The organism is Polymorphospora sp. NPDC050346 (assembly GCF_040655695.1).
Taxonomy (GTDB): Bacteria; Actinomycetota; Actinomycetes; order Mycobacteriales; family Micromonosporaceae; genus Polymorphospora; species Polymorphospora lycopeni.
In genome coordinates this window covers 174,513-194,953 of record NZ_JBFAKM010000003.1, presented here as the reverse complement: position 1 = coordinate 194,953, position 20,441 = coordinate 174,513, and the positions used below count along the sequence as shown (strand labels likewise).

The following is a 20,441-nucleotide window of genomic DNA, read 5'->3' as shown; positions in this document are numbered from 1 at the left end:
CGCACGGTTGGCGGCAATCCGGATGCGGCCGACCACCAGGCTGCGGCAGCCGCAGCGGCTTCGGCGTCTTCGATAGGGCCGGTCGCGCCGCCGTACACGGGTACTCGGAACCGGGCTTCCTCGTCGGTGGGTAGTTGATCTCACTCACCCTGCTGAAGGACCTGTTCAGGATCCGGCGAGGCCGCCGGTCAGGATCGGTGGGCCAGGAGCCGGGTGAGGCTGGCGCGGTTCGTCACCCCGAGCTTGTGGTAGACGCGCCACAGGTGGCCGTCCACCGTACGGACGCTCAGCCCCAGGTCGGCGGCAATCTGGCTGTTGGTCATTCCGGTGCTGACCATCGCCGCAATTTCGGACTCGCGCGCGGTGAGCTGGTCCAGCGCGGCCGTCGCCAGGGGCAGGGTGGCGTTGAGGGCTCGCCGGGCCACCGCGACATATTCCGCCAGCCGTGGCGACCCACACACGTCGGCCAGCCCAGCGGCACGGTCAAGGTGGCCCGAAACGCCGTCAGCCACCCGATTGTCGAGACAGGCGTTGGCGATGACCAGGCCGGTGAGGGCCGTATCGAGCTTGGCATCGCGGGCCTCGAACTGGGCGAGGGCCGCCGTACCGGTCTCCGCCGCCCCGCGGGGATTCCCCTGTACGCCGTGGGCACGTGCCTCGGCCCGACCGGCGTATCCCAGACACAGCGGGGACGGCCGTCGCCGGGCGTAACTTCTGGCGCGCCGTACATAACCGTCGGCAGCGCCCGGCTCGCCGCCGGTCCCGTGCTCCGCGTAAGCGAGCAGGTCCCACTGTCGGGGCCGGCGCCATGTCGGCAGGCGCGGCAGGTCCCGTCCACCGGCTGCGCGCAGCGTCAGGTGGATGCCACGCTCGGGCTCGCCCACGTGCACCAACGCCTCGGCGGCCATAGCGCGGACCACCACGGCGAACGCGGTCTCGTGCCCATCGCAGACCCGCACGGCCTCGTCCGCCGCGGCCACCGCCTCGGCAGTGTCGGCACCGGCCCGTAGCCACACCAGGGCGTTTGCACGCAGCCCGGCGACCAGCGCCCGACTCGGCCGGTCGTCGCTGGTCCGGGCCAGGTGCGCGGCCTCGTCCAGGGTCTCCAAGCCGCGCGCGAGCCGCCCGAGCCGAAGCTGGATGTCTCCGAAGGTCTTCAGCATCGCGGGAAGGATGTGCGACTGCCCGCTGCTACGGCACAGCGTCACCCCACGCTCAAGGTGGCGCTCGGCGTCACCGATGCGCTCCATGATCGCCTCGACCCGTGCCAGTTCGTACAGACAGGAAAGGTCGCGCAGCAGCACCATGTCGGATGTCGCGTCGGCCTGCCGTGCTGCCCGCCCGATAGCGGTCTCGGCGTTGCCCGGCTTGTCGTCGGAGTACCGCGCCAACGCCGTCAGACTGAACGCGATTATCTCGCCTGCCGGATCGGCGCTGCGGCGCGCGTGCCGGGTGGCGGCGGTCGCCTGCCGTGCTGCACGGTCGTAGTGCAGCGCCTCCAGCGCGTTCTCGGCCAGTTCACGCCGCAGCCGGCTCATGATCCGGTCTCCGTTGGGGAGCGCCGTGAGCGCCGCGGTACGGGCGATCGCGTCCGCCTCCCGGAAGTTCCCCAGCTGCCGTTCCACCTCGCTGGACAGGACCAGCGCGGTCGCCGTGACCTGACGGTCCGGAGCCGGCTCCCGGGCAAGCAGCGTGTGCAGCGCCTCCCGGCCGGCCTTTGGCTGCCCCGTCAGCAGCCGGGCCCGGGCCAGCAGGAGCTGCGCCTCGTACCAGCGGCCGTCGGACTCCGGAATCAGGGTCAGCGCGACCGTCAACCAGCCGATCGCCGCGTCGGGGTGAGCGTCTGTCGCCTCACGGGCCGCCACCAGCAACGTGTCGACGTGCGCGGGCTCGGTCGGGTCGGCTGCCCGTGCGACGTGGTACGCGCGTGCCGCCATCGACCCACCCCGCCGACCCAGTTCCGCCCCGATCCGCGCATGCATCGCGCGGCGTTGACTGACCGGTGTACGGGCGTAGACCACGTCGGCGAGCACCGGATGTCGAAAGGCGAGCCGGGGTGCCGGCTCGGTCGGTCGGATCAGATCCCGTGCGACCAGTGTGTCGAGGGCCGTGAGCGTCTCGTCGGAAGCGGCCGTGGCGACCGCGACCAGCAGGTCCGGCGAGAACGGGTCGCGCAGCGCCGACGCCAGCTGCGCCGCTCGCAGGTCGGTCGGCGAGAGTTGCGCGAGCTCGTCGGAGAACACGCCGGCGGCGTCGGAGGTGTCCGGCGATCCGGCGGCCAGCATTCGCATGTAAGCCGGATTGCCGTGCCCGTCACTGTGGATGGTGGCCAGATCGGGGCAGTCGCCGAGTATCTGTCGGGTGTCGGCGAGCGAGAGCGCGCCGATCGGGTATGTCCGCAGTGCTCGCGAGGACGTCGCCTGGAAGACCACGGCGGCCACCTCCAACGGAAGCTGCCGGGGACGGTAGGCGGCGATCAGCAGGACCGGCGCGCAGACCGTGAGCTCGAGTAGGCGGTCGAGAACGGGTGCAAGGAAATGGGGCAGCCGGTGCAGGTCGTCAAGGACGAGGAGTACGTCGGTGCGGGCTGACAACTCCGTCAGCCCGTCCGGCAGGCGCTGCCACCACTCGAACGGTGCGGGCGCGTAGGGGCGCCGATCGTCGAGCGCGCCGTTGGGAGCCGACACCACGCAGAGGTCACGAGCCTTCGCGTACGCGAGCGACGCGGTCAGCAGGGTGGTCTTGCCGATCCCCGGCTCTCCGAAGATGGCGGCGGCGCCGCCCGTGCCGGCCTGCAGGTTGTCCACCAGACATTCGAGATCACGACCGCATTCCGTACGACCGATCACCGCGCTCGGCCGAGGCACCGCAACCGACGACATGTTCCTGCCTCCGCGAAGCGGTTAGGTAGATCGGTATAGGTAGGTTTGCCGATGTCTTGGGGGATCGAGTGCTGTCATCATAGCGGCCATGCCGGCCGGCACGAAGGGACAGCAATTCTGTCTATCGTGGAGGAGTATCTAAATGATCTTCAGGAGACGTCCGAAGGATCGCGGACGGGGCGGGGCGAGAACCTCGTGGCCTACCCGACTCGGCGCCTATTTCGCCCTGGTTGGCATGGCCATCGCATCGCTGGTAGTGGTCGCACCCACCGCCGCCCACGCGGGGGCGATCGTGGCCTGCCCGACCGACCTCCAGTACTGGAACCGCTACGGCTCCCAGTGAGAAGCCCACCGCTACCGGATCGTCTCCTCGACACCGGTCTTTCTTGCCAGCGACGGTCGCGCCGTGAGCAACGGCCTGAGTTATCCCGTCTCGGCGACCGTGACCGCCACCCAAACGCGGACGCACCAGGTCACCACGTCAGTCGGCGTGGCTGCCCAGCTCACCGAACAGCTCACGATCAATGTCAGCACCCAGATCGTGCAGATACGTAGCACGGCGATCGGGGTGTCCACCAGCTTCGAGGTGCAGCCGAACCAGACGGTCTACGCGGACTACGGAGTGCACGCCTACCAGGTCTCCTACTACGTCGAGAAATGGCGCGCCAGAGGTTCGCTGTGCGAGGAGTGGGGCTACTATCCGTCGACGGTGACCGCGCCCACGTACATCGAGGGGTGGCAGCTCCGGCTCGGCTGAACCGCCCCGACCAGGGTTGGTTCGACTATCGCTGAGTGCGAACTGTGAACATCGCAACATGTGGTGAACGCCGAAAGTGCCTTCGGGCTTTGGTGACATGAAGCCGACGACGCCTCATGAGCCAGACCAGAAGGCACTTTCGCTCGTCTGAAGGACGTCTCGAACTCCGCGAAGGCGATGCCGCTGAACGATTCTATTTGCTCATCCCTGAGCGGCCGACGTCGTATAGGTGAGTGGCCGATGATCGGTGACAGTCGTTCGACTGGAAATCACACGGAGGTGTGAGTTCTGTCGATGGCGACGTCAACAGCGGTTTGGGGATATGCGCTACCCAACGTGCCGTACGTGGCCGCCAGACCCTGCCGAGTGGGGGACGTGAGAGATCCTTGGCATCCAGCAGGCAGGACTGGCCCGGATGTGCGCGGCGCGCACCCGACGTCACGCACGTCGTCGTTCGGACGCCGGCCACGACGTACACCTCGAGCAACACCAGGGATGCGGATCGCCTCCGTCAGACCGCCTACCGCTCGGTCGACGTACCGCCGGCCTTCGTCAACTGGCGCCCTTGGGTACGAGCCGCACGGACCGGTGCGAACGGACGCGCTAATTCGATAGCAGCGAAAACGGATCCCTGCCTACGGTGCTCGCTCGGACAGTGCTGGAGAGGCGAGGTTACGGATGACACTGGCAATCAAGGGTTCTCGACGGATCACCGTCGACGGCGTCGCCTTCCGTTGGTCGGTTCGGCGCAGGCCGACCTATTCCCAGGGAAGTGGCTGGTCGCCACTGACCTTCGTCGTCGAGCAGGCGGAACAGCCGGGCGCCCTGTTGGTCGCGGCGCTGCCCTGTGCCCATCCCGGCAACTGGTTCGGACTGCCGAGCCAACCGGTGTTGCCCGGGACAGTGGCCGCAGGCGTCCGTCAAGCCCTGACGGCCGGCTGGCAGCCGTCACGGCCCGGCCCCGCCTTCAAGTTGGACCTGAGCGACCCGGCGCCCAGATGATGACGACCGCGCCGCCGGGCGCCGCGCCCCGTCCGCGTCGGGAGGGCGCGGCCCGGGACCCGGCTCGCACCCTCGCCGTCCGTCGGTAGCCTCGCGATGACGCGGCGATGTTCTACACCGGAATCGTCGTCGAGGCGTACGCCAGGCTCAAGTCGGCGGACTTCGATCCGCAGCCGTACGCGGAGTTCGTCGAGACGGCAGGGCAGCCCGGCCTGGAGATCGGATGTGGGGACGGGAATCCCCTGCTGGCGCTGCGTCGTCGGGGACTCGATGTGGAGGGTGTCGATTCCTCTGCTGACATGCTCGAGCGATGCCGGCACAGGGCCGCCACGCTCGACCTCGATGTCACCTTGCATCATGCGCTGATGCAGGAACTGTCGCTGGAGCGACGGTACCGCTCGATCTACCTTGCCGGTCCCACCTTCAACCTCCTGCCCGACGACCAGACGGCCGTGCGGGCGCTCCGCGCGATTCGCGAGCATCTGACCGAGGACGGTACGGCGCTCATACCTTTGTGGGTTCCCGGTCCCACGCCGGCCGACGAACTCGGGGTGGCCCGTGAGGCGATCGGGGAAGATGGGGCACTCCTGCGCTACACCCCCGTCTCGGAAGTTCATGACACGGTCTCACAGACGCGGACCACCACGACCCGCTACGAACGAATCACTCCGGCTGAAATCGAGGCTGTCCAGCGTGAGTGGATCCTGCACTGGTACTCCCCGGACCAGTTCCGGGTGATGTGCGACGAGGCCGACCTACATGTCACCAGCCTCGTTGACGACGAGGACAGGCCGGCGACCGCCACGACAACCGATTACACGGTCACCGTCCAACGCAACTGACCCGTCGTACATGCCTCCCGATCGTGCGGGGCGCTTGCGCGCGGGCTCCCATTTGAGCGTCTTGTAGTCGAGGACGGGTCGATCCGGTCGACGAACTCGGCGAGGTCCGGCTCGTCGAACCCGCGCTGCTGCCCCGAACTCGCCGCTAGGCGCGGCTGATCCGCTGGGCGATCACCGTGAGAGCGATCTGGTGAACCAGGTCGACGGTCTTCGAGTGCTTCGGTAGTGCGGTCTCGGCGATGGTTTTTGCCTGAGCTTCTATTCGCAACCATCGCCGGCCGGAGCCTAAGCCCGGGCCACCGGAACGTCGGTCTCTACGCGACCCGGACGAACGTCGTCGGCCCGCCCTGTCATGCCGAACGGAGGCAGCCACGGGAGCGACAGCGGCGCGGTGCTTGGTCCTGTTATAACGGCTACCATCCCTCCGTGTCGATCTTGCCATACAGCGCGAACAGCCCTGAAGGCCTCGCTGCCCGCTGGGTGCAGTGGGCCGCTGCCACCGGGCCGTGGCGGAACCCGCTGCTGGACCGGAACGGCCGTTACGCGCACATGCGTCAGCCCAAGGACGTGTGGTTTCTCGCAGGCTGCTTCGGTGGCACTGTCGAACGGCGGTGCACCGTTCCTTCCGACCGTCCGCTGTTCATGCCAGCGTTCAACATGTGGTGTCCCAACGGCGCATACATCCCGCCGCTGCCTCGCGCACGCGGCACCGTTCACGTCGACGGCGAGCAGCACCCGGTCGTCACCATCGAAGCGGCAACGATGTTCGACGTCCGGGGTGCTCTATTCAACCCGGTCACCCGCGTCCGACGGGTCGTTCCCATGCGGGTCTGGGGTATCTGGGCCATGGTCGACCAGCTTTCGTCCGGCGCGCACACGGTCCGCTTGGACGGCACCGATGGGCATGGGTTCAGAGTGACGGCGACGTATCACCTCGTCGCGCGCTGAGACAGACGATCTGAGCCAGGGCCAATGCCGCCAACTGGCTCGGAATACCGAGCCGGCCGGTGTTGCCCGGGACGGTGGCTGCAGGCGTCCGCCAGGCACCGGCGACTCACAGCCCGGGCCTGTCTGGGCGCCGGATACGGGGGTTGCGGGAATGTTGTTCCTCGCGGACATGTCGCCGGGGATCCTGTGTGGCGCATGTCCGCGAGGGTGACGCGTCACGGCTGGGGCGGTACGGGTTGTTCTGCCGTTACGGCCTGCCGTTTAGTGGGTCAGGTGCAGGTGACGAGTAGTCCGGTGAGGACGGTGCAGGTGAAGGTGATGGTGTCGTTGGCCGGGTTGGGGTCGTTGAGGGTGGTGAAGCGGAATTCGACGGTGTAGGTGCCCAGGGCGAGGATGGAGACGGTACGTCCGTAGGTGGGGTTGACTGATGCTCCGGCGGCGAGGTTGGGGCCGGGGCAGGTTTCGTTGTCGGCGTTGCCGGTGCAGCCCACTCCGGTGTTGGTGATCAGGCCTGCCGGGGTGACCGTCCTGGTGACGGTGCGCCCGGTGGCGGTGGCGGTGCCGATGTTGGTCAGGTTCCAGCGGAAGGTGATCGTCTGGTTGAGTGCGTTGTAGGTCGGGGTGCCCTTGGTCGCCCGGATGTCCGGGTAGAGGTTGGTCACGGTGATCGTGAAGGTGGTGGTGGCCTTCACGACGCCGCCGACCAGGACCTCCGCCGTGATCGTGTCCGAGGCGTGCGCGGCGGTCGCGTTGAGGGTGAACGCCACGTTCTGGCCGCTGCCGGCCGTCGATGCGGCGACGGTTGCCTCGTATCCGGTGGTGCCGTAGGCGGCGCAGGTGCTGGTGGCCGCGGGTGTGCCCGTGCAGGTGCCGAGGGTGGTGTAGGTCGGCAGATCGGCCGAGGTTATCCGGTAGGTGCGGGCGACATTGTCGACGTTGGTCGCCGTCAGCGTGACCGTGAAGGTGTCGCCCGGGCGCACGTCGGTGGCTGCCGGCGCTGCGGTGAGTGTGGTCGGAGAGTTGACGGTGATGACCGGGCCGGTGCGGGGACCTTCGGTGCTGTTGTTGGACTTGTAGAACTGGGCCTTCGGCGTGAAAGTCGTGGAGGCGGTGACGGCGTCCACGGTCAGGGTGACGGTGTAGGAGAAGACCTGGCCGTAGGTGAGGTTGGGCAGCGCTAGGCGGTACAGTGCGCCGACCTCGGTGCAGGTGGGACCGCCGCCGCAGGATTCGAGGGTGGTAAAGGATGTGAGGGCGCCGGGGCCACCCGTGGAGAACAGGTCGATGCGGGCGCCGGTGTAATTGCCGTTGGACGTGCCGGAGATCGTGATCGTGGTGTCCGCGCCGGAGACCACGGTGGTGGGGCTGGCGGTCACGGTGAGCACGGGATGGGCCGAGGCGGGTGCTGCGATGAGTAACGTGCCGCCGATCGCCAGCGTCAGTGCTGCGGCCAGGGTTCTTACGCGCATAGCAGTACTCCGAGAGGTCGAAGATCAAGGAAAGATGCCCACAACACCAGTTCAGGCGGGTGGTGAAGAAAGCCTAGAACGACAAGTGTCGATGTGGCGGTTTCGGTGTCTGGCCGATCACCGACAGTAGGCGCGTCTGTGCTCCTCAGAGCAGAAACTCAACCCTCGTGCTTGTTCAGCTCACGCAGCCGAATGGCCTGGGCTACGGCCAAACAGCTCATGCCGAGAGCAGCTAGCCAGGGGCCGACCCGAGAAGGCTGCGACATGGCCAGCGTGAGACTGGCAAGACCGACCACGACAGCAGCTGCCAGCAGGAGAATCGTGCCCCTCTTGCCCATCTCCGGAGCCTCTCACGGACGCACGCGGATCGGTAGAAGTGCGCGTACCGGCTTGCGAAGCGGATGCCGAGCCGTGACTGACCGGGCGGCCTGGATCGCCGGCGGCACGACTGCCGTATGCGGCCGGCTGGTCATGGCCACGACCAGCCGGCGTACCCGTCCGCCGGGATGGGGCGAACGACGGCGCGCACGGATGCCGCCGATATCGCACCCGCCCCGGGCTGCCACTGCGCGCCCACCGTGGGCCGATCCAACCCACGCCACCCGCTTACGGCGGCGTCAGCGGCCCAGATGGACATAGGCCGCCCACGCCGTCGGGTGTTCGCGTACGTCGGATGCCGCCGGATGGCGGCCACCGCGTGGTGCAGGGCGCGGGCGGCGTCGAGCGGGTCGCCGGCGTAGAAGTGCGTGGCGACGCGGTGGGCAAGCTGGTCGTTGACGCTCCAGAGCGTGGCGATCACCTGGGCGTAACCGGCGGTCAGGAAGCCGCCGGCGATGTGTACGGCCTCGTCGGCGAGGGCGCCGCTGGTGCGGATCGTGCCGCACGCGGCCAGGAACGCGAGTTCGGCGTGCCGTAGGTGCCAGCGGGTGAGGTCGGTGACCGACAGCCGCACCTCCGGGCCGAGGACCAGGTGGCTCTCCGACGGGCTGCCGAGATCGGTGGTGGCGTGACAGGCGTAGTGGACGACGCCGTAGTCCTGCGGCCCGGATGTCGCCAGCCCGTCGAGGCGGGTGGCCCGGTCGGCGAGCATCCGCGCGTCGCGGCGGGCGCCGGTCAGGGTGGGCAGGCCCGGAACCTGGTCGACGACCACCACGGCCATCCGCGCTTCGGCGACCGGTGCCGGCTTTGCCCTGCTGTGCAGCAGTGCGGTCACGGTCGGGGCGATCGACGGAACCACCAGGTCGAGCGCGTCGCCGGCGGCGTGCAGCGGCAGCAGGGCCAGCGGGCCGGTCGGCACCCACCACAGGCGCGGCGGCGCCGGCGCGTCGAGCAGCGGCCGCAGGGCGCGGTGCCCGAGGACCGGGCCGACGGTGGTGCGCCACAACCAGGCCAGGATCTCCCGGAGTACGTCGTCGTCGGCGTCCGGTAGCCGTTCGGCCTGGGCCGTGGCGTCGGCAAGGGTCAGCTCCGTCAGATGCAGCGTCGTCATGCCCGAGGCGGTCAGGATCAGCGCGTCGCACCGGCTGGCCGCGACGTTGACCACGACCACCGGTCCGTCCCGCGCGGCACTCTCGAGGTCGGCGAACAGCGGCGGCAGACCCCAGCGCGCGAAACCGTCGAGACTACGGATGGCCGCCGAAACTTCGTCCAGTTCCCGGACCAGCCGGGCCCGTCCGGTCAGGTCCTCGCCGACCGTCGCCGGCTCGTTCATGGCCGCGATCGTGTCGTCCAGACGTTCGGCGAGGCGAGGCGCGACGCGTTCGAGTTCGTCGAGGCGGGCGCGCGGCGACATGAGCTGATCGAGGAGGAGACCCCGGCCCTGCTCCAGCAGCACCAGGGCGGCCTGCGGATCCCCGACCTGGAGGGCCACCGCCGCGGCGTCGCGGGCCAGACCCACGAACGCCGTCAGCGTGTGCTCCCGGTCCGCGCGGTCCGCACGCCAGGAGGTGATCCAGGGCAGCAGGTCGAGCGCCGCCCGGTAGCCGGCGAGGGCCTCGTGGTGGTCGCCGGCCTCGGCGGCGGTGTCACCCCACAGCCGCGCGTTGACGGCCCGCTGTACGGGCTCGGCATCCGCAAGCCCCGCCGCCTCGGCGAACGCGGAGACGGCCCGGCGGTGATCGCCGCGCAGTCGCTGCACCTGGCCGATCAGGTGCAACGCCCGGGCGCGGAGCATGCGTACCGGCCGGCTCAGCCGCTCCGCCTGCCTGGCCTGGAACAGCAGCATGAACCGGGGCAGGCTGGTGGGGCCGGCCAGATAGAACTCGCCGAGGCGCAGCATCGCATAGGCACGGATGTCGCGGTCCCGGGCTGACGTCGCCTCCCGTACGACGCGGACCGCCTCCACGAACGCCGCGGTGTTCCCGGTACGCAGGTAGCGCGCGAACAGGGCGTCGCCGAGACTCACCGCGCGGACCTGACGGGCCGGGGTGCCGCGTCGCAGGCCTGCGACCGCCCGGCGGCCGAGGTCGATCGCGGCGTCGAGTTCGTCGAGCGACCCGCCGCGTGCGGCCCGCATCGCCGTCGTCGCGACCGCGAACATCGCCTCGTCGGCGGACAGTCGACCGGCGACGGCGATCGACCGGTCGAGGTCGGCCAGTCTGGTCGTCGCCGCCGAGCGGAGGGCGAGCGCGAGCGGCAGGCTCATCGCCAGCTCGGCATCCGGATCGAGCCGCACCGCGCGGTCGGCGAGCGTCACTGCGGCGTCGAGACGCCCGGGGCCGAGCTTGATCAGCGCCCCGGCCGCATACCCCAGGATCTCGGCGAGCATCCGGCGCTCGGCGACGTCATCGGGCAGTTCGGCCAGCGCCTCCGCCGCCCGCGCGATGGCGGCCCCGTCGCCGTCGCGTTCCGCGTCCCGTAGCGAGATCCAGGCCTGCCGGAGGTCCACCCGCCGACGCTAGCCGGTCGGTTGCCGGGGCCGATACCCCGCGTACGGCTCACACCACCGACGGCCCGCCGAACCGCACCGGCACGCCGGGGGAGTACAGCACGCTCACCGGCGCCTCCGTCGGCTTCGCCAGCCCCGCTGCCGGCAGCAGTTCGTCGGAAAGCGAAAGGAGCGTCGCCCGGTGCAGCGGCCACCGCGGATGCTCGTTCGACAGGTGGATCGTGCGGCCGAAGGCCCGGGTGTGCAGGCCCCACCGGGCGGTGACGAAGTGCTCCAGCGCCGTCGGCTCGGCGATCGGCTCGCCCACCCGTACCGTCATCGCGCCGGTCGCACGGCCCGGCCATCGCCTCCTCGTGGCGTACGTCAGCAGGTCGCCTTCGCGGCGCAGCCGCATCGACGCCCACTTGTACGGCAGCCGCAGGGTCGCGATCGCGGTCAGCACCGGCAGCAGCCGCGCCGCGTCGAGGGAGCGGAACACCACGGCCCGCCGCCCGGTGTCGTCGACGCTGTAGAGGCGCACGTTGGTCTCGCAGAACGTGCCCAGATAAGGAATTCCGGGCCCGCGCAGGAGCCCGAGGCCGACCATCCGGAACGCGACCAGCCCGACGTACGTGACGCCGTCCAAAGTGTCCGGTGCGGTCCGGGGCGGCAGCAGCGGGGCGACCGTGGCGGGATCGGCCGGCCAGTGCACGAACGTCAGGTCCCGCCAGCTCTGCACGAGCCACGGCCGGCGTACGGGCCGCACCGTCTCCGGCGTGACGTCCTCGATCCGCCCGGTCATCAGGGGCTGGGCCGCAGCAGCAGGAAGACGAATCCGAGCACCCCGCGGTAGCCCTCGAGCCAGCTGCGGCGGTGGGCAGCGGACACTTCCAGAGCCTGGTCACGGTCGGGGTGATCAGGATGGTCCAGCGCCCACCGGGCCAGCGAGCCGGTCCAGTTCCACTCGTAGTCGTCCCACTCCGCCAGGGTGCTGACATGCCCGTAGACCGGCGTCCACCCGTCGGCGACCACGCGGGCCACCGTGGTCGGCAGATCGGCGTACTTCTGTGGGCCGTCCTCCAGTTCGGCGCGCAGCGCCGGTTCGGGCTCCCGCTCCCAGAAACAGTCGCCGAGCAGGACCACGCCGTCCTCGGCGAGGTGCCCGCGGGCGGCCTCCAGGGTGGGCAGCAGCTCACCGAAGGCGTACGCGGCGCCGACGCTGAGCACGACGTCGGCCCTGCGGGGGGACCGGTACCGGGTCACGTCCTCCTGGCGCAGTTCGAGCCGGTCCGTGGCGCCCAGGCGGGCGGCCTCCTCGAGGGTCCGGTCGAACCCCTGCCCGGAGATGTCGACGCCCACCGCCGTGATCCCCGGATGTGTCCGCAGTGCCCGCACCAGCCACGCCCCCTCACCACAGCCCAGGTCCAACAGGTGGGCGTCCGGTCGTCGGATCGCGCGGCCGAGCAGGCGGTCCACCGTGCTCTCGCTGGCCGGTGCGGCGATGGGATGGTCCGAGTGCGCCAAGGCGCTGAGCGTCTGTCGATCCACCGGGACTGCCTACCACAGACCCGTGGCTGAGCGGGTGTCCTGTGTCGGAGACGGGCATCTGGTGGCCGGGGTCATCGACCACTCCGGTCATCCCGCCCCCAGGCGTCCCACTGCGTACGAGGTCGTCAGGGACGCCTGCCCTTGCCGTTAACGGTTGGCGCCGTCACGCGGACATGTCGGAAGATTCCGAACGTGTTGTTCTTGATATCGGGAGCCAGTGGCGTGGGAAAGACGACCGTGCGCAAGCACCTCGCCCCGCGCCTCGGCGCGGCATTCGAGGCGGTCGAGCTCTGCGACCTCGCCGCCACCGACGCGGTCAGCATGCGCTGGCGCCAGGAGACCGCCGAGATCGCCGCGGCTCGCGCGGTCGAGCTGCTGACGACGGGACGTCACCTGCTGCTGAGCGGAGACCCCGTCGCGCCGGCCGAGCTGATCGCGGCGCCGTCGGCCGCGCGGGCCGGCGGTGTCGCGGTCTGCCTACTCGACGCCGACCCACACACCCAGACCGCCCGCTTGACCGAGCGCGGCGATGACCCCGCGCTACTTGAACTGCACCTCGGCTTCGCCCAATGGATGCGTGAGCACGCCGACGACCCGCTGCCGCGGTTGGACGTGCTGACCCAGGACGCGGCACCGGACGCGCGCTGGGACCGCGTGGCGCGTCTCGTCGAGCAGGACCAGTGGCACGTCGCCGTTCTGGACACCTCCGGGCAGCAGCCTGTCCAGGTTGCTGACGCCGTCGAGCAGTGGATCGCCGCAGGCATGACCGAAGAGCACCTGGTCATGCACCCCACCGATGAGGCCCACCCCGCGAGCGCAGCATCGTGAAGTTCGAACACGCCCTGCCGAATCTTGAGCCCTGCGGCCCCTATTCATGACCCTGGAGCGGTGTTCCGGATAGGGCGAGTGAGCCGGCCGGCCTGACGGTGAGGCCGTTATCCGCCTCCTGGGTATCGTGCTCATGATTCCCGGGGAGGACACAAGTTGGACCGCTTTGAGCGCATGCTGACGCTGTTGCGGCGTGGACAGCCCGAACACGCCGAACAGTTGCGGGCCGAGAGCCCGGCGGCGTGGCTGCCACAGTGGACCGCCGGCGAACCGCTGAGCCGGGCATTACGGCAGGCGCACCAGCTCGGCTCTGTGATCACCGCGGTGCACCTGGACGACACGTTCGCGTGGGCGCTTGCCGGGGGCACGGTGTTCCGTACCTCACTGACTGATGGTGTGGTGCACCGGCTGGGGCTGGAGGGGCGGGACAAGATCCACTGGGATGCCGCATTCGCCGGTGACACCGTCGTCGCGGTCGAGGACGGGCGGCTGCTCGTGTGGGATCTCACCACCGGCAAGTTGCTGCTGGCCACCGACCCCGACGACGTCCCCCGGCGGGCGGGCGGCCTGCGCAGGCTCGCGGTCGGCGCCGGTGTCGCGGTCACCGGCACCGAGGGCGGCTACCTGCTGCAGTGGGATCTGGCCACCGGCCGGCTGCTGGCGAGGACCGCCGCACACGGCGGCTATGTCGCCCGCGTCGCGATCAGCACCGACGGCACGCCAGCCGTCCTGAGCCTCGGCGGCGAGGACCGCTGGACTGGGACGGTGTGCTTCCACGACCTCGACGGGCTGCGGCGCACCGGCGAGGTGGCCGCGCCCGAGGAGACAAGTTGCGGCGGCTGGACCGTGCTCGACGGTCAGCGGTGTGCGGTGACCGTCGCCGAGAGCGGCCTGCTGACCGTCTGGGATCCCGCGACGGCGGTGCCGGTCGCACAGTTCTCCACCACCGTGCGCCCGAGAGCGACGCTGGCGTTCGCGACCGGTGGTGCCTGGGCCGTGCTCGGCGAGTCACGGGCGCTGCGGATCGTTGATCTGCGTGACGGCGTCGTTCGCGGAACGATCCGGACCGACTTCACATTCGACGTTGATAAAGTCGCCGCCTGCGGCCGGTTCGTCTTCGCGGCACAGGGCGGCAGCACCGAAGGGCGTACCAACCTGCTGGAGCTCACCGACCCGCCCACGCAGGACGCCGAGGACCGGCCGCGCTTGCTCGACGCGGTCCCGGCCACGGTCGGCGGACGGGCCGTCGTCGTCGCTGTCGACGAGGACGGCCCGTACCGGGTGTACGACTCGGCTGACGGGCGGGAGCTCGGGTCGGTCGGCGAACGTACCAACAAGCACCGGTCGGTAGGTGGGCGTCCGCGGTTGCGGACCGTCAGCGTCGGTGGCCGAGACCTGGTTCTGTCCATGTCCGACCTCGTACCGACGGTTGTCGACCCGGCCACCGGCGAGATCCGGACAGCGTCTCGGCCGTCCATGGCCGGGCCGGTTCTGTCGGATGCCGCCACACATGACGGCCTCGTCGCGATGGTTGATGCCCGTGGCACCCTCGCCGTCTGGGACGGGGCCACGCTGACACTGCGCGTCTCGACCCGCATAGCCGAGTCGCTGGAGACGACCTCGGTCGCGCTCGGCGACCTGAACGGCCGCACCGTCGTGCTGACCGGCGCCGTCGACGGCGGGATCCGCTGGTTCGACGGCGCGGACCTGACCGAACTTCCGCCTCCCGGCCGGTTCGCTGAGCGCACCGGTCTGGCCGACCACGCGGTGAACCCGATGAGGTGGCCCGGACCGGATGCCGTCACCGCCCTGCATGTGGCTGGAGCGGTGGTGGTCAGCGCCGTGGGCGATACCGTCACCTGCGCCGACATCGCCACCGGCGAGCCGTCCGGGCCGGCACTGGCACATCCGGGCAAAGTCCGGGCGGTCCTGCCGGCCGTGTGTGACGGCGTCCCGGTCGTGGCGACCAGCTGCGCCGACCGGGTCGTGCGGGTCTGGGACATCGCGACGGGCCGCACCATCCGGGCCGTCACCCTGCCACGACCGATCTACCGAATCCTCTCGGTCACCACCGAACAGCTCATCGTCCTCGACAGCGGCTACCTCATCGCGGTCGGCCCCGGCGCGCGGTTGCCGGTGCACCACGAAGCCGTCAGCCGCGACGGAACTCGTTAGGCGGCCTCTGGCTTCTTGAACGGGACAGGAAGGCCCGGGGATCTATCGCCGGGCACTCCATACCTAACCCAGGGCTTCCTCTTCTGCGGAGCGCTGCCAATACGGTGCACCGGCAGCGGTATGCCCACCACGACCACGTGCAATGTCAATGAGCCCTTTGTGGCTCCCGGGAGTTCGGGGTCAGCGTGTCGCGGCGTCGGTGAGGATCGTTTCGAGCCGTGTCCGGCATTCGGCCACGAAGGCGGGCCATTTGTTGCGGTAGTAGGAGATTCCGGCGATGCCCACGGCGATGGCCCATGCCCGAGACTGCGCCCAGGTGAGGTCGTCAAGGTTCATGGCATTCCAGTAGGCCTGTCGCGCTGGGGCCGGCAGGTCCCAGATCGGAGCGTGCTCGGCAGCGGGAAAGCCGACGGACAGACCCCCGAAATCGATGACGGCGTGCAGTTGGCCCTTCGTGGCCAGGAGGTTGGCGGGACGGAGGTCACCGTGGAGCCACACGTGAGGGCTGGAGGGCTCGGGCAGTCTGATGGCGGCACGCCAGAGTTGTTCCAGGGTTTCGACATCGAGGTCGTCGGCCGTGGTGGTCCGGCAGTCCGCGAAATAGGTGCTGAAGTCCTCGTCGCAATCCTTCAGGCTGCCTCCGCGGTACCAGCTCAGTTCATCAGCGCGAGAGGCACCCATGAGGTCGATGTCGTGCAGTTCGTGGACGAACGTTGCCAGCTCGGTTCCGAAGGCGGCCCAGTCCTGGACGGCATTCGCATCGACTTCGGTTCCGTCGATCTAGCGGTAGATCGACCAGGACAGCGGGAACTCGGGGGCCGGCGTGCCGGCGTAGACCGGTTCCGGGGTTCGGCATGTGAGAAGTGGTCCCAGCCGAGGAAGCCAGGTCCGCTCCTTGTTCAGTGAGCGAGCCTTGTCGGCTGTTCGCGGAAGCCGGACAAGGAGGTCTACTCCCAGCCGATACATGATGTTGTCAGTACCGGCGCCTGCTGGTGACAGGGGCAGCGAGGCCCAGTCAGGGCGTTGAATCCGCAGAAGTGACCTGACGACTGCCTCGTCGACCGGGATCTCGTTCTCGTGAAGCATCACGGCAGAGATCCTTCCGTGGCGGGAGACACCGGACCAGCCAAATTCCCGGCAACGAAGTGACCCCTGTCGGCCGGTCGCCGGTCAGGAGTTGAGGTAGCACAGATCGCCAGGACGCGGCGGCTGTGGCCGGTGGTGTGGGACACGCCATGTGGTGCAGCACGTCGCGTTCCCATGGCGTGAGGCGGCTGAGCGGGTCGGTGTGGCTGGCCGCGGCCATCAGCCGCCGTACGACCTCGGGGTTGAGCGCGGTGGAGCCGGCGGTGGCGCGCTCCAGCGCATCGAACAAGGCCTCGACCTGTGCGAGGCGGTCCTTCAGGACGTAGCCGACGCCTTCGGACCGGTCGGCGAGCAGCTTGGCGGCGTAGCGCTTCTCGCCGTACTCGGACCGCACGAGTACGGCGATGTCGGGCCACCGGCGGCGGATCTCCACGGCGGCGCGTAGCCCGTCGTCGGTCTGGTCGGGAGGCATTCGGACGTCGGTGACGAACTGGTCGGCCGCCGCTACCGTCATCGCGTACGCGCATTCTGTCGTGGGCCGGGTCGAGCGGGACGACACCGGCCCAGCGGGGATGGTCGTTCACTTCCGTGTGTCAGTGGTCGTCCGCCGGCTGGCGTGGGGTGCCGTACAGGGTGCCGCGCGGGGCGGTCCCGGCCCCGTGTGCCGGGACTCGTGCGGATCCGTAGACGGTGCCGCGGGTGGCGGGGCCCGCGCTGCCGGCCCACGGCTGGGTGTGCGGCTCGACCGCGGCCTCCGGCAGGTACGGCTCGACAAAGTCGGGCCGCGGGTGGTCGCCGTCGGGCCGCGGGATGTCGCCGTCGGGCCGTGCGAGGTCGTCGTCAAGCCACGCGATGTTGTCGTCGGGCGGCACGTCGTCGCCGTCGGTCGCCGGCTGTCCGCGTCGTGCCTTGACGACGCGGGCGATGACGAACCCGGCCACGGCGAGCGCCCCGACCACGATGACGATCTTCTGGAAGGTCCCGGCGTACGCCTCGACGGTGTGCCAGCTCTCGCCGAGCAGGTAGCCGGCCATGACGAACACGGTGTTCCAGATCAGGCTTCCCAGCGTGGTGTACAGCAGGAACGTGGGGATCGGCATCCGTTCGACGCCGGCCGGGATGGAGATGAGACTCCGGAAGATCGGTATCATCCGTCCGAAGAAGACCGCTTTCGCTCCGTGCCGGATGAACCATGCCTCCGTCCGGTCGACGTCGCTCAGCTTCACCAGCGGCAGCCGTGCCGCGATGGCGCGGACCCGGTCCCGCCCGAGTGCGACCCCGATGTAGTACAGCGCCATCGCACCGACGACCGAGCCGATCGTGGTCCAGACGATCACGGCGAACAGGTTCATCTTGCCCTGGCTGGCGGTGAACCCGGCCAGCGGCAGGATGACCTCGCTCGGGATCGGCGGGAACAGGTTCTCCAGCGCGACCGCGAGACCGGCGCCGGGGGCCCCGAGCCACTCCATGAGGTCGGTCACGAAACCGACCAGGCCACCCTCGGACGGATCGGACTCCTGGGCCAGCGAAGCTACGTACGTGGACAGTTGCGACAGGCGGGACATGCCGACCAGGGTATGGACCCGAGGGCGGCCTCGGCCATGAGGGCGGCCCCCGACTTCGGCGTAATCACCGGGTGCGGAGAACCGTACCCGGGAGAACCAGGGGGTACCCGGGCCGTCACCAGGTGACCGGCAACGTCTCCAGGCTGCGTACGGCCATGCCGAACTTGAACCGCAGCTCCTCCTGCGGCACGGTGATCCGCAACCCGGGCATCCGGCGCAGCAGCGCGGCGAGGACCTCCTGCAGCTCCATCCGGGCCAGCTGCGCGCCGAGGCAGTAGTGGACCCCGGCACCGAACCCGAGGTGCGGGTTGTCGGCGCGGGCCAGGTCGAGGCGGTCGGGGTCGGCGAAGACCGCCGGGTCGCGGTTGGCGGCGACCATCGCCGGCAGCACGGCGGCGCCGGCCGGGATCACGGTGCCGCCGAGCGTCACCTCCTCGGTGGTGAGCCGGACCTGCCCGACACCGCTGTCGCCGAGCTGGACGTAGCGCAGCAGCTCCTCGACGGCGCGGGGGAGCGCGTCCGGATCGGCGACCAGCCGTTCCCACCGGTCGCGTTCGCGCAGCAGGGTGAGCAGGAACAGGTTGATCTGGTTGGCGGTCGTCTCGTGGCCGCCGATCAGCACCCCGATGCAGAGCATCACCAGCTCACGCTCGGTGAGCTGGTCCTCCTCGTCGCGGGCGGCGATGAGGGCGGTCAGCATGTCGTCGGCGGGCGCCGCCCGCTTGGCGGCGATCAGGCCGGCGAACCCGTCGAGCGCGGCCCGGGTCCGTTCCGGGTCCTGGTCCCACTTGCCCATCAGCGCCGCCGACCAGCGCAGGAACGGGTCCCGGTCGGCGGGCGACACCCCGAACATCTCGAAGATCACCTGTACGGGCAGCGGCATCGACAGGTTGGCGACCAGGTCGACCGGGCGGGGCATCCCCTCCATCGTGTCGATCATCCCGTCGACGAGTTCGGCGACCCGGGGGCGCAACTGCTCGACGCGCTTCGGCGTGAACGCGCCGGCGACCAGTCGCCGCAGCCGGGTGTGCCGGGGCGGGTCCAGCCCGATCAGCGACTCCGAGGTCAGCGCGCCCAGTTCGCTCTCCGGTCCACCGGGCGCGGTCGCCGCGGCCCGGCTGAACCGCGGGTCGACCAGCACCTGCCGGACGTCCTCGTGCCTGGTCACCAGCCAGGCCGGCGTGCCGTCGGGCAGCGTGACGGCGGCGACCGGGCACTTCTCGCGCAGCTCGCCGAACTCCGGCGCCGGCTCGTGCATCGACGGGGCGGTGAACGGATACGACACGCTCATACGGCGGCAACCTCTCTGGTGTGGACCAGTTCCTGCAGCGATGCGACGACGTCGGCCGGACTCGGCGCCGCCGCCACCCGGCCGGCCGCCACCCGGGCCGCGTCGCGCCAGTGATCGGCGGCGAGCAGGTCGGCGACCCGCTCGCGGATCCGCTCGCCGGTCACCGCGTCGTCGGTGAGGACGGTGCCGGCGCCGGTCGCCGCCAGCCGTACGGCGTTGAAATGCTGGTCGCTGACCTGCGGCAGGACGAGTTGCGGCACCCCGCAGGCCAGCCCGGTCATCGTGGTGCCGGCCCCGCCCTGCTGCACCAGCGCCCGGCAGCCGGGCAGCAGCAGGTGCAGGGCCAGCGGCGAGTCGGCCACCCGTACGTCGGCGGGTAGCCCGGCGAGGTCGGCGTGCTGGGCGGCGTCGACGGCGACGACGATCTCGGCGCCGAGCCCGCACAGCGCCTCGGCGACCGTACGCAACGCGAGTGTGCCGGGCAGGTCGACGCCGGCCATCATCGTGCCCCAGGTCAGGCAGATCCGGGGGCGCCGCGGCGGGTCGAGCAGCCAGCCCGGCAGGACCGCCGGCCCGTTGTAGGGCACGAACCGGATCGGGAGCGCCGGCCCGGCGAGCGGCACCTGCATCGGCGCCGGGCACGGGTCGATGGTCAGCGCCCCGGCCAGGTCGACGCGTCCGGCGCCGAACCGGGCGGCCCGGGGCGCGATGATCCCGTCCTCGTCGATCCCGATCGCGGTGCTGGAGTCCGGCCCCCACAGGTGCCGTACGCCGGGCACGTCCAGGGCGGCGGCGGCGATCGGGCCGGCCAGGTTGTACGGCTCGTACACGACCAGGTCGGGCCGCCACGACCGGCCGGCGGCGACCAGGGCGTCGAGCATCGCGTCGGCGTACCGGACGACGCCGCCGTCCGCGGTGATCATCGGGGCGACCGAGTCCGGTGCCGGCTCGTCGGCGTCCCCGTCGGCGACCCGGCCGATCCGGCCGCCGAAGACCTCGGCGAAGTCCAGGTCGGCACCGACGGCGACGGCCGGCAGCCCGGCGGCGGTGATCGTCCCGACCAGCGCCGGCTGGCTGGCGACGAGCACCTCGTGCCCGGCCGCCCGCAGCGCCCAGCCGAGCGGGACCAGCGGGAAGAAGTGCGACCGCCAGCCCCACGTGCTGATCAGGACCCGCATGCCG

Annotated in this window: 15 protein-coding genes and 1 pseudogene; 6 read left to right on the top strand and 10 right to left on the bottom strand. The window is 70.3% G+C overall.

Going from position 1 to position 20,441, the window contains the following annotated elements; genetic code table 11:
- Positions 1 to 188 precede the first annotated feature (188 nt).
- Positions 189 to 2,807, bottom strand: a complete 2,619-nt coding sequence (locus tag AB0I42_RS05215) for a LuxR C-terminal-related transcriptional regulator (RefSeq protein ID WP_357534359.1) — start codon at positions 2,805 to 2,807, stop codon at positions 189 to 191.
- A 481-nt stretch (positions 2,808 to 3,288) separates the two neighbouring features.
- Here AB0I42_RS05215 and AB0I42_RS05210 point away from each other — a divergent pair, with 481 nt between their 5' ends.
- From AB0I42_RS05210 to AB0I42_RS05195, 4 genes are all read left to right on the top strand, one after another.
- A complete protein-coding gene (locus tag AB0I42_RS05210) occupies positions 3,289 to 3,639 on the top strand; it encodes a hypothetical protein (protein ID WP_357534357.1) in 351 nt (116 codons plus the stop codon).
- Positions 3,640 to 4,317: 678 nt separating this feature from the next.
- The gene (locus AB0I42_RS05205) at positions 4,318 to 4,641 is read left to right on the top strand and encodes a hypothetical protein (RefSeq protein WP_357534355.1); all 324 of its coding nucleotides are present in this window, start codon (positions 4,318 to 4,320) and stop codon (positions 4,639 to 4,641) included.
- Positions 4,642 to 4,748: 107 nt separating this feature from the next.
- A complete protein-coding gene (locus AB0I42_RS05200; protein WP_357534353.1) occupies positions 4,749 to 5,483 on the top strand; it encodes a class I SAM-dependent methyltransferase in 735 nt (244 codons plus the stop codon).
- Between the two features lie 426 nt (positions 5,484 to 5,909).
- Positions 5,910 to 6,431, top strand: a complete 522-nt coding sequence (locus AB0I42_RS05195; protein ID WP_357534351.1) for a hypothetical protein — start codon at positions 5,910 to 5,912, stop codon at positions 6,429 to 6,431.
- A gap of 269 nt (positions 6,432 to 6,700) precedes the next feature.
- Here the strand turns inward: AB0I42_RS05195 and AB0I42_RS05190 are convergent, their stop codons facing one another.
- The 4 genes from AB0I42_RS05190 to AB0I42_RS05175 all read right to left on the bottom strand — a co-directional run bounded on the left by AB0I42_RS05190 (position 6,701) and on the right by AB0I42_RS05175 (position 12,314).
- Positions 6,701 to 7,900 (bottom strand): hypothetical protein, encoded by a 1,200-nt coding sequence (locus AB0I42_RS05190; RefSeq protein WP_357534350.1) that lies wholly within the window; start codon positions 7,898 to 7,900, stop codon positions 6,701 to 6,703.
- Between the two features lie 469 nt (positions 7,901 to 8,369).
- The gene (locus AB0I42_RS05185) at positions 8,370 to 10,787 is read right to left on the bottom strand and encodes a CHAT domain-containing tetratricopeptide repeat protein (RefSeq protein ID WP_357534349.1); all 2,418 of its coding nucleotides are present in this window, start codon (positions 10,785 to 10,787) and stop codon (positions 8,370 to 8,372) included.
- 49 nt (positions 10,788 to 10,836) lie between these two features.
- Positions 10,837 to 11,568 carry a DUF2071 domain-containing protein gene (locus AB0I42_RS05180; RefSeq protein ID WP_357534348.1) on the bottom strand — a complete coding sequence of 244 codons (732 nt, stop codon included), beginning with the start codon at positions 11,566 to 11,568 and terminating at the stop codon, positions 10,837 to 10,839.
- Positions 11,568 to 12,314 carry a methyltransferase domain-containing protein gene (locus tag AB0I42_RS05175; protein WP_357534347.1) on the bottom strand — a complete coding sequence of 249 codons (747 nt, stop codon included), beginning with the start codon at positions 12,312 to 12,314 and terminating at the stop codon, positions 11,568 to 11,570. Before AB0I42_RS05175 ends, AB0I42_RS05180 begins: the two co-directional genes overlap by 1 nt.
- 237 nt (positions 12,315 to 12,551) lie before the next feature.
- Between AB0I42_RS05175 and AB0I42_RS05170 the strand changes: the two genes are divergently transcribed.
- Positions 12,552 to 13,142: a hypothetical protein gene (locus AB0I42_RS05170; protein ID WP_357534345.1), complete on the top strand. Its 591-nt coding sequence runs from the start codon at positions 12,552 to 12,554 to the stop codon at positions 13,140 to 13,142.
- A 156-nt stretch (positions 13,143 to 13,298) separates the two neighbouring features.
- On the top strand, positions 13,299 to 15,317 hold the full coding sequence (locus tag AB0I42_RS05165; protein WP_357534344.1) for a hypothetical protein: 2,019 nt from the start codon (positions 13,299 to 13,301) through the stop codon (positions 15,315 to 15,317).
- A 180-nt stretch (positions 15,318 to 15,497) separates the two neighbouring features.
- Here AB0I42_RS05165 and AB0I42_RS05160 read toward each other — a convergent pair whose 3' ends face one another.
- From AB0I42_RS05160 to AB0I42_RS05140, 5 genes and pseudogenes are all read right to left on the bottom strand, one after another.
- Positions 15,498 to 16,097, bottom strand: a complete 600-nt coding sequence (locus AB0I42_RS05160; RefSeq protein WP_357534513.1) for a phosphotransferase — start codon at positions 16,095 to 16,097, stop codon at positions 15,498 to 15,500.
- A 235-nt stretch (positions 16,098 to 16,332) separates the two neighbouring features.
- Positions 16,333 to 16,917 (bottom strand): hypothetical protein, encoded by a 585-nt coding sequence (locus tag AB0I42_RS05155; protein ID WP_357534343.1) that lies wholly within the window; start codon positions 16,915 to 16,917, stop codon positions 16,333 to 16,335.
- A gap of 388 nt (positions 16,918 to 17,305) precedes the next feature.
- Positions 17,306 to 17,968 (bottom strand): annotated as a pseudogene (locus AB0I42_RS05150) (DedA family protein); the annotation flags it as partial.
- Between the two features lie 115 nt (positions 17,969 to 18,083).
- A complete protein-coding gene (locus AB0I42_RS05145; protein WP_357534341.1) occupies positions 18,084 to 19,259 on the bottom strand; it encodes a cytochrome P450 in 1,176 nt (391 codons plus the stop codon).
- Positions 19,256 to 20,437 carry a nucleotide disphospho-sugar-binding domain-containing protein gene (locus tag AB0I42_RS05140; protein ID WP_357534340.1) on the bottom strand — a complete coding sequence of 394 codons (1,182 nt, stop codon included), beginning with the start codon at positions 20,435 to 20,437 and terminating at the stop codon, positions 19,256 to 19,258. Before AB0I42_RS05140 ends, AB0I42_RS05145 begins: the two co-directional genes overlap by 4 nt.
- Between the last annotated feature and the right edge of the window lie 4 nt (positions 20,438 to 20,441).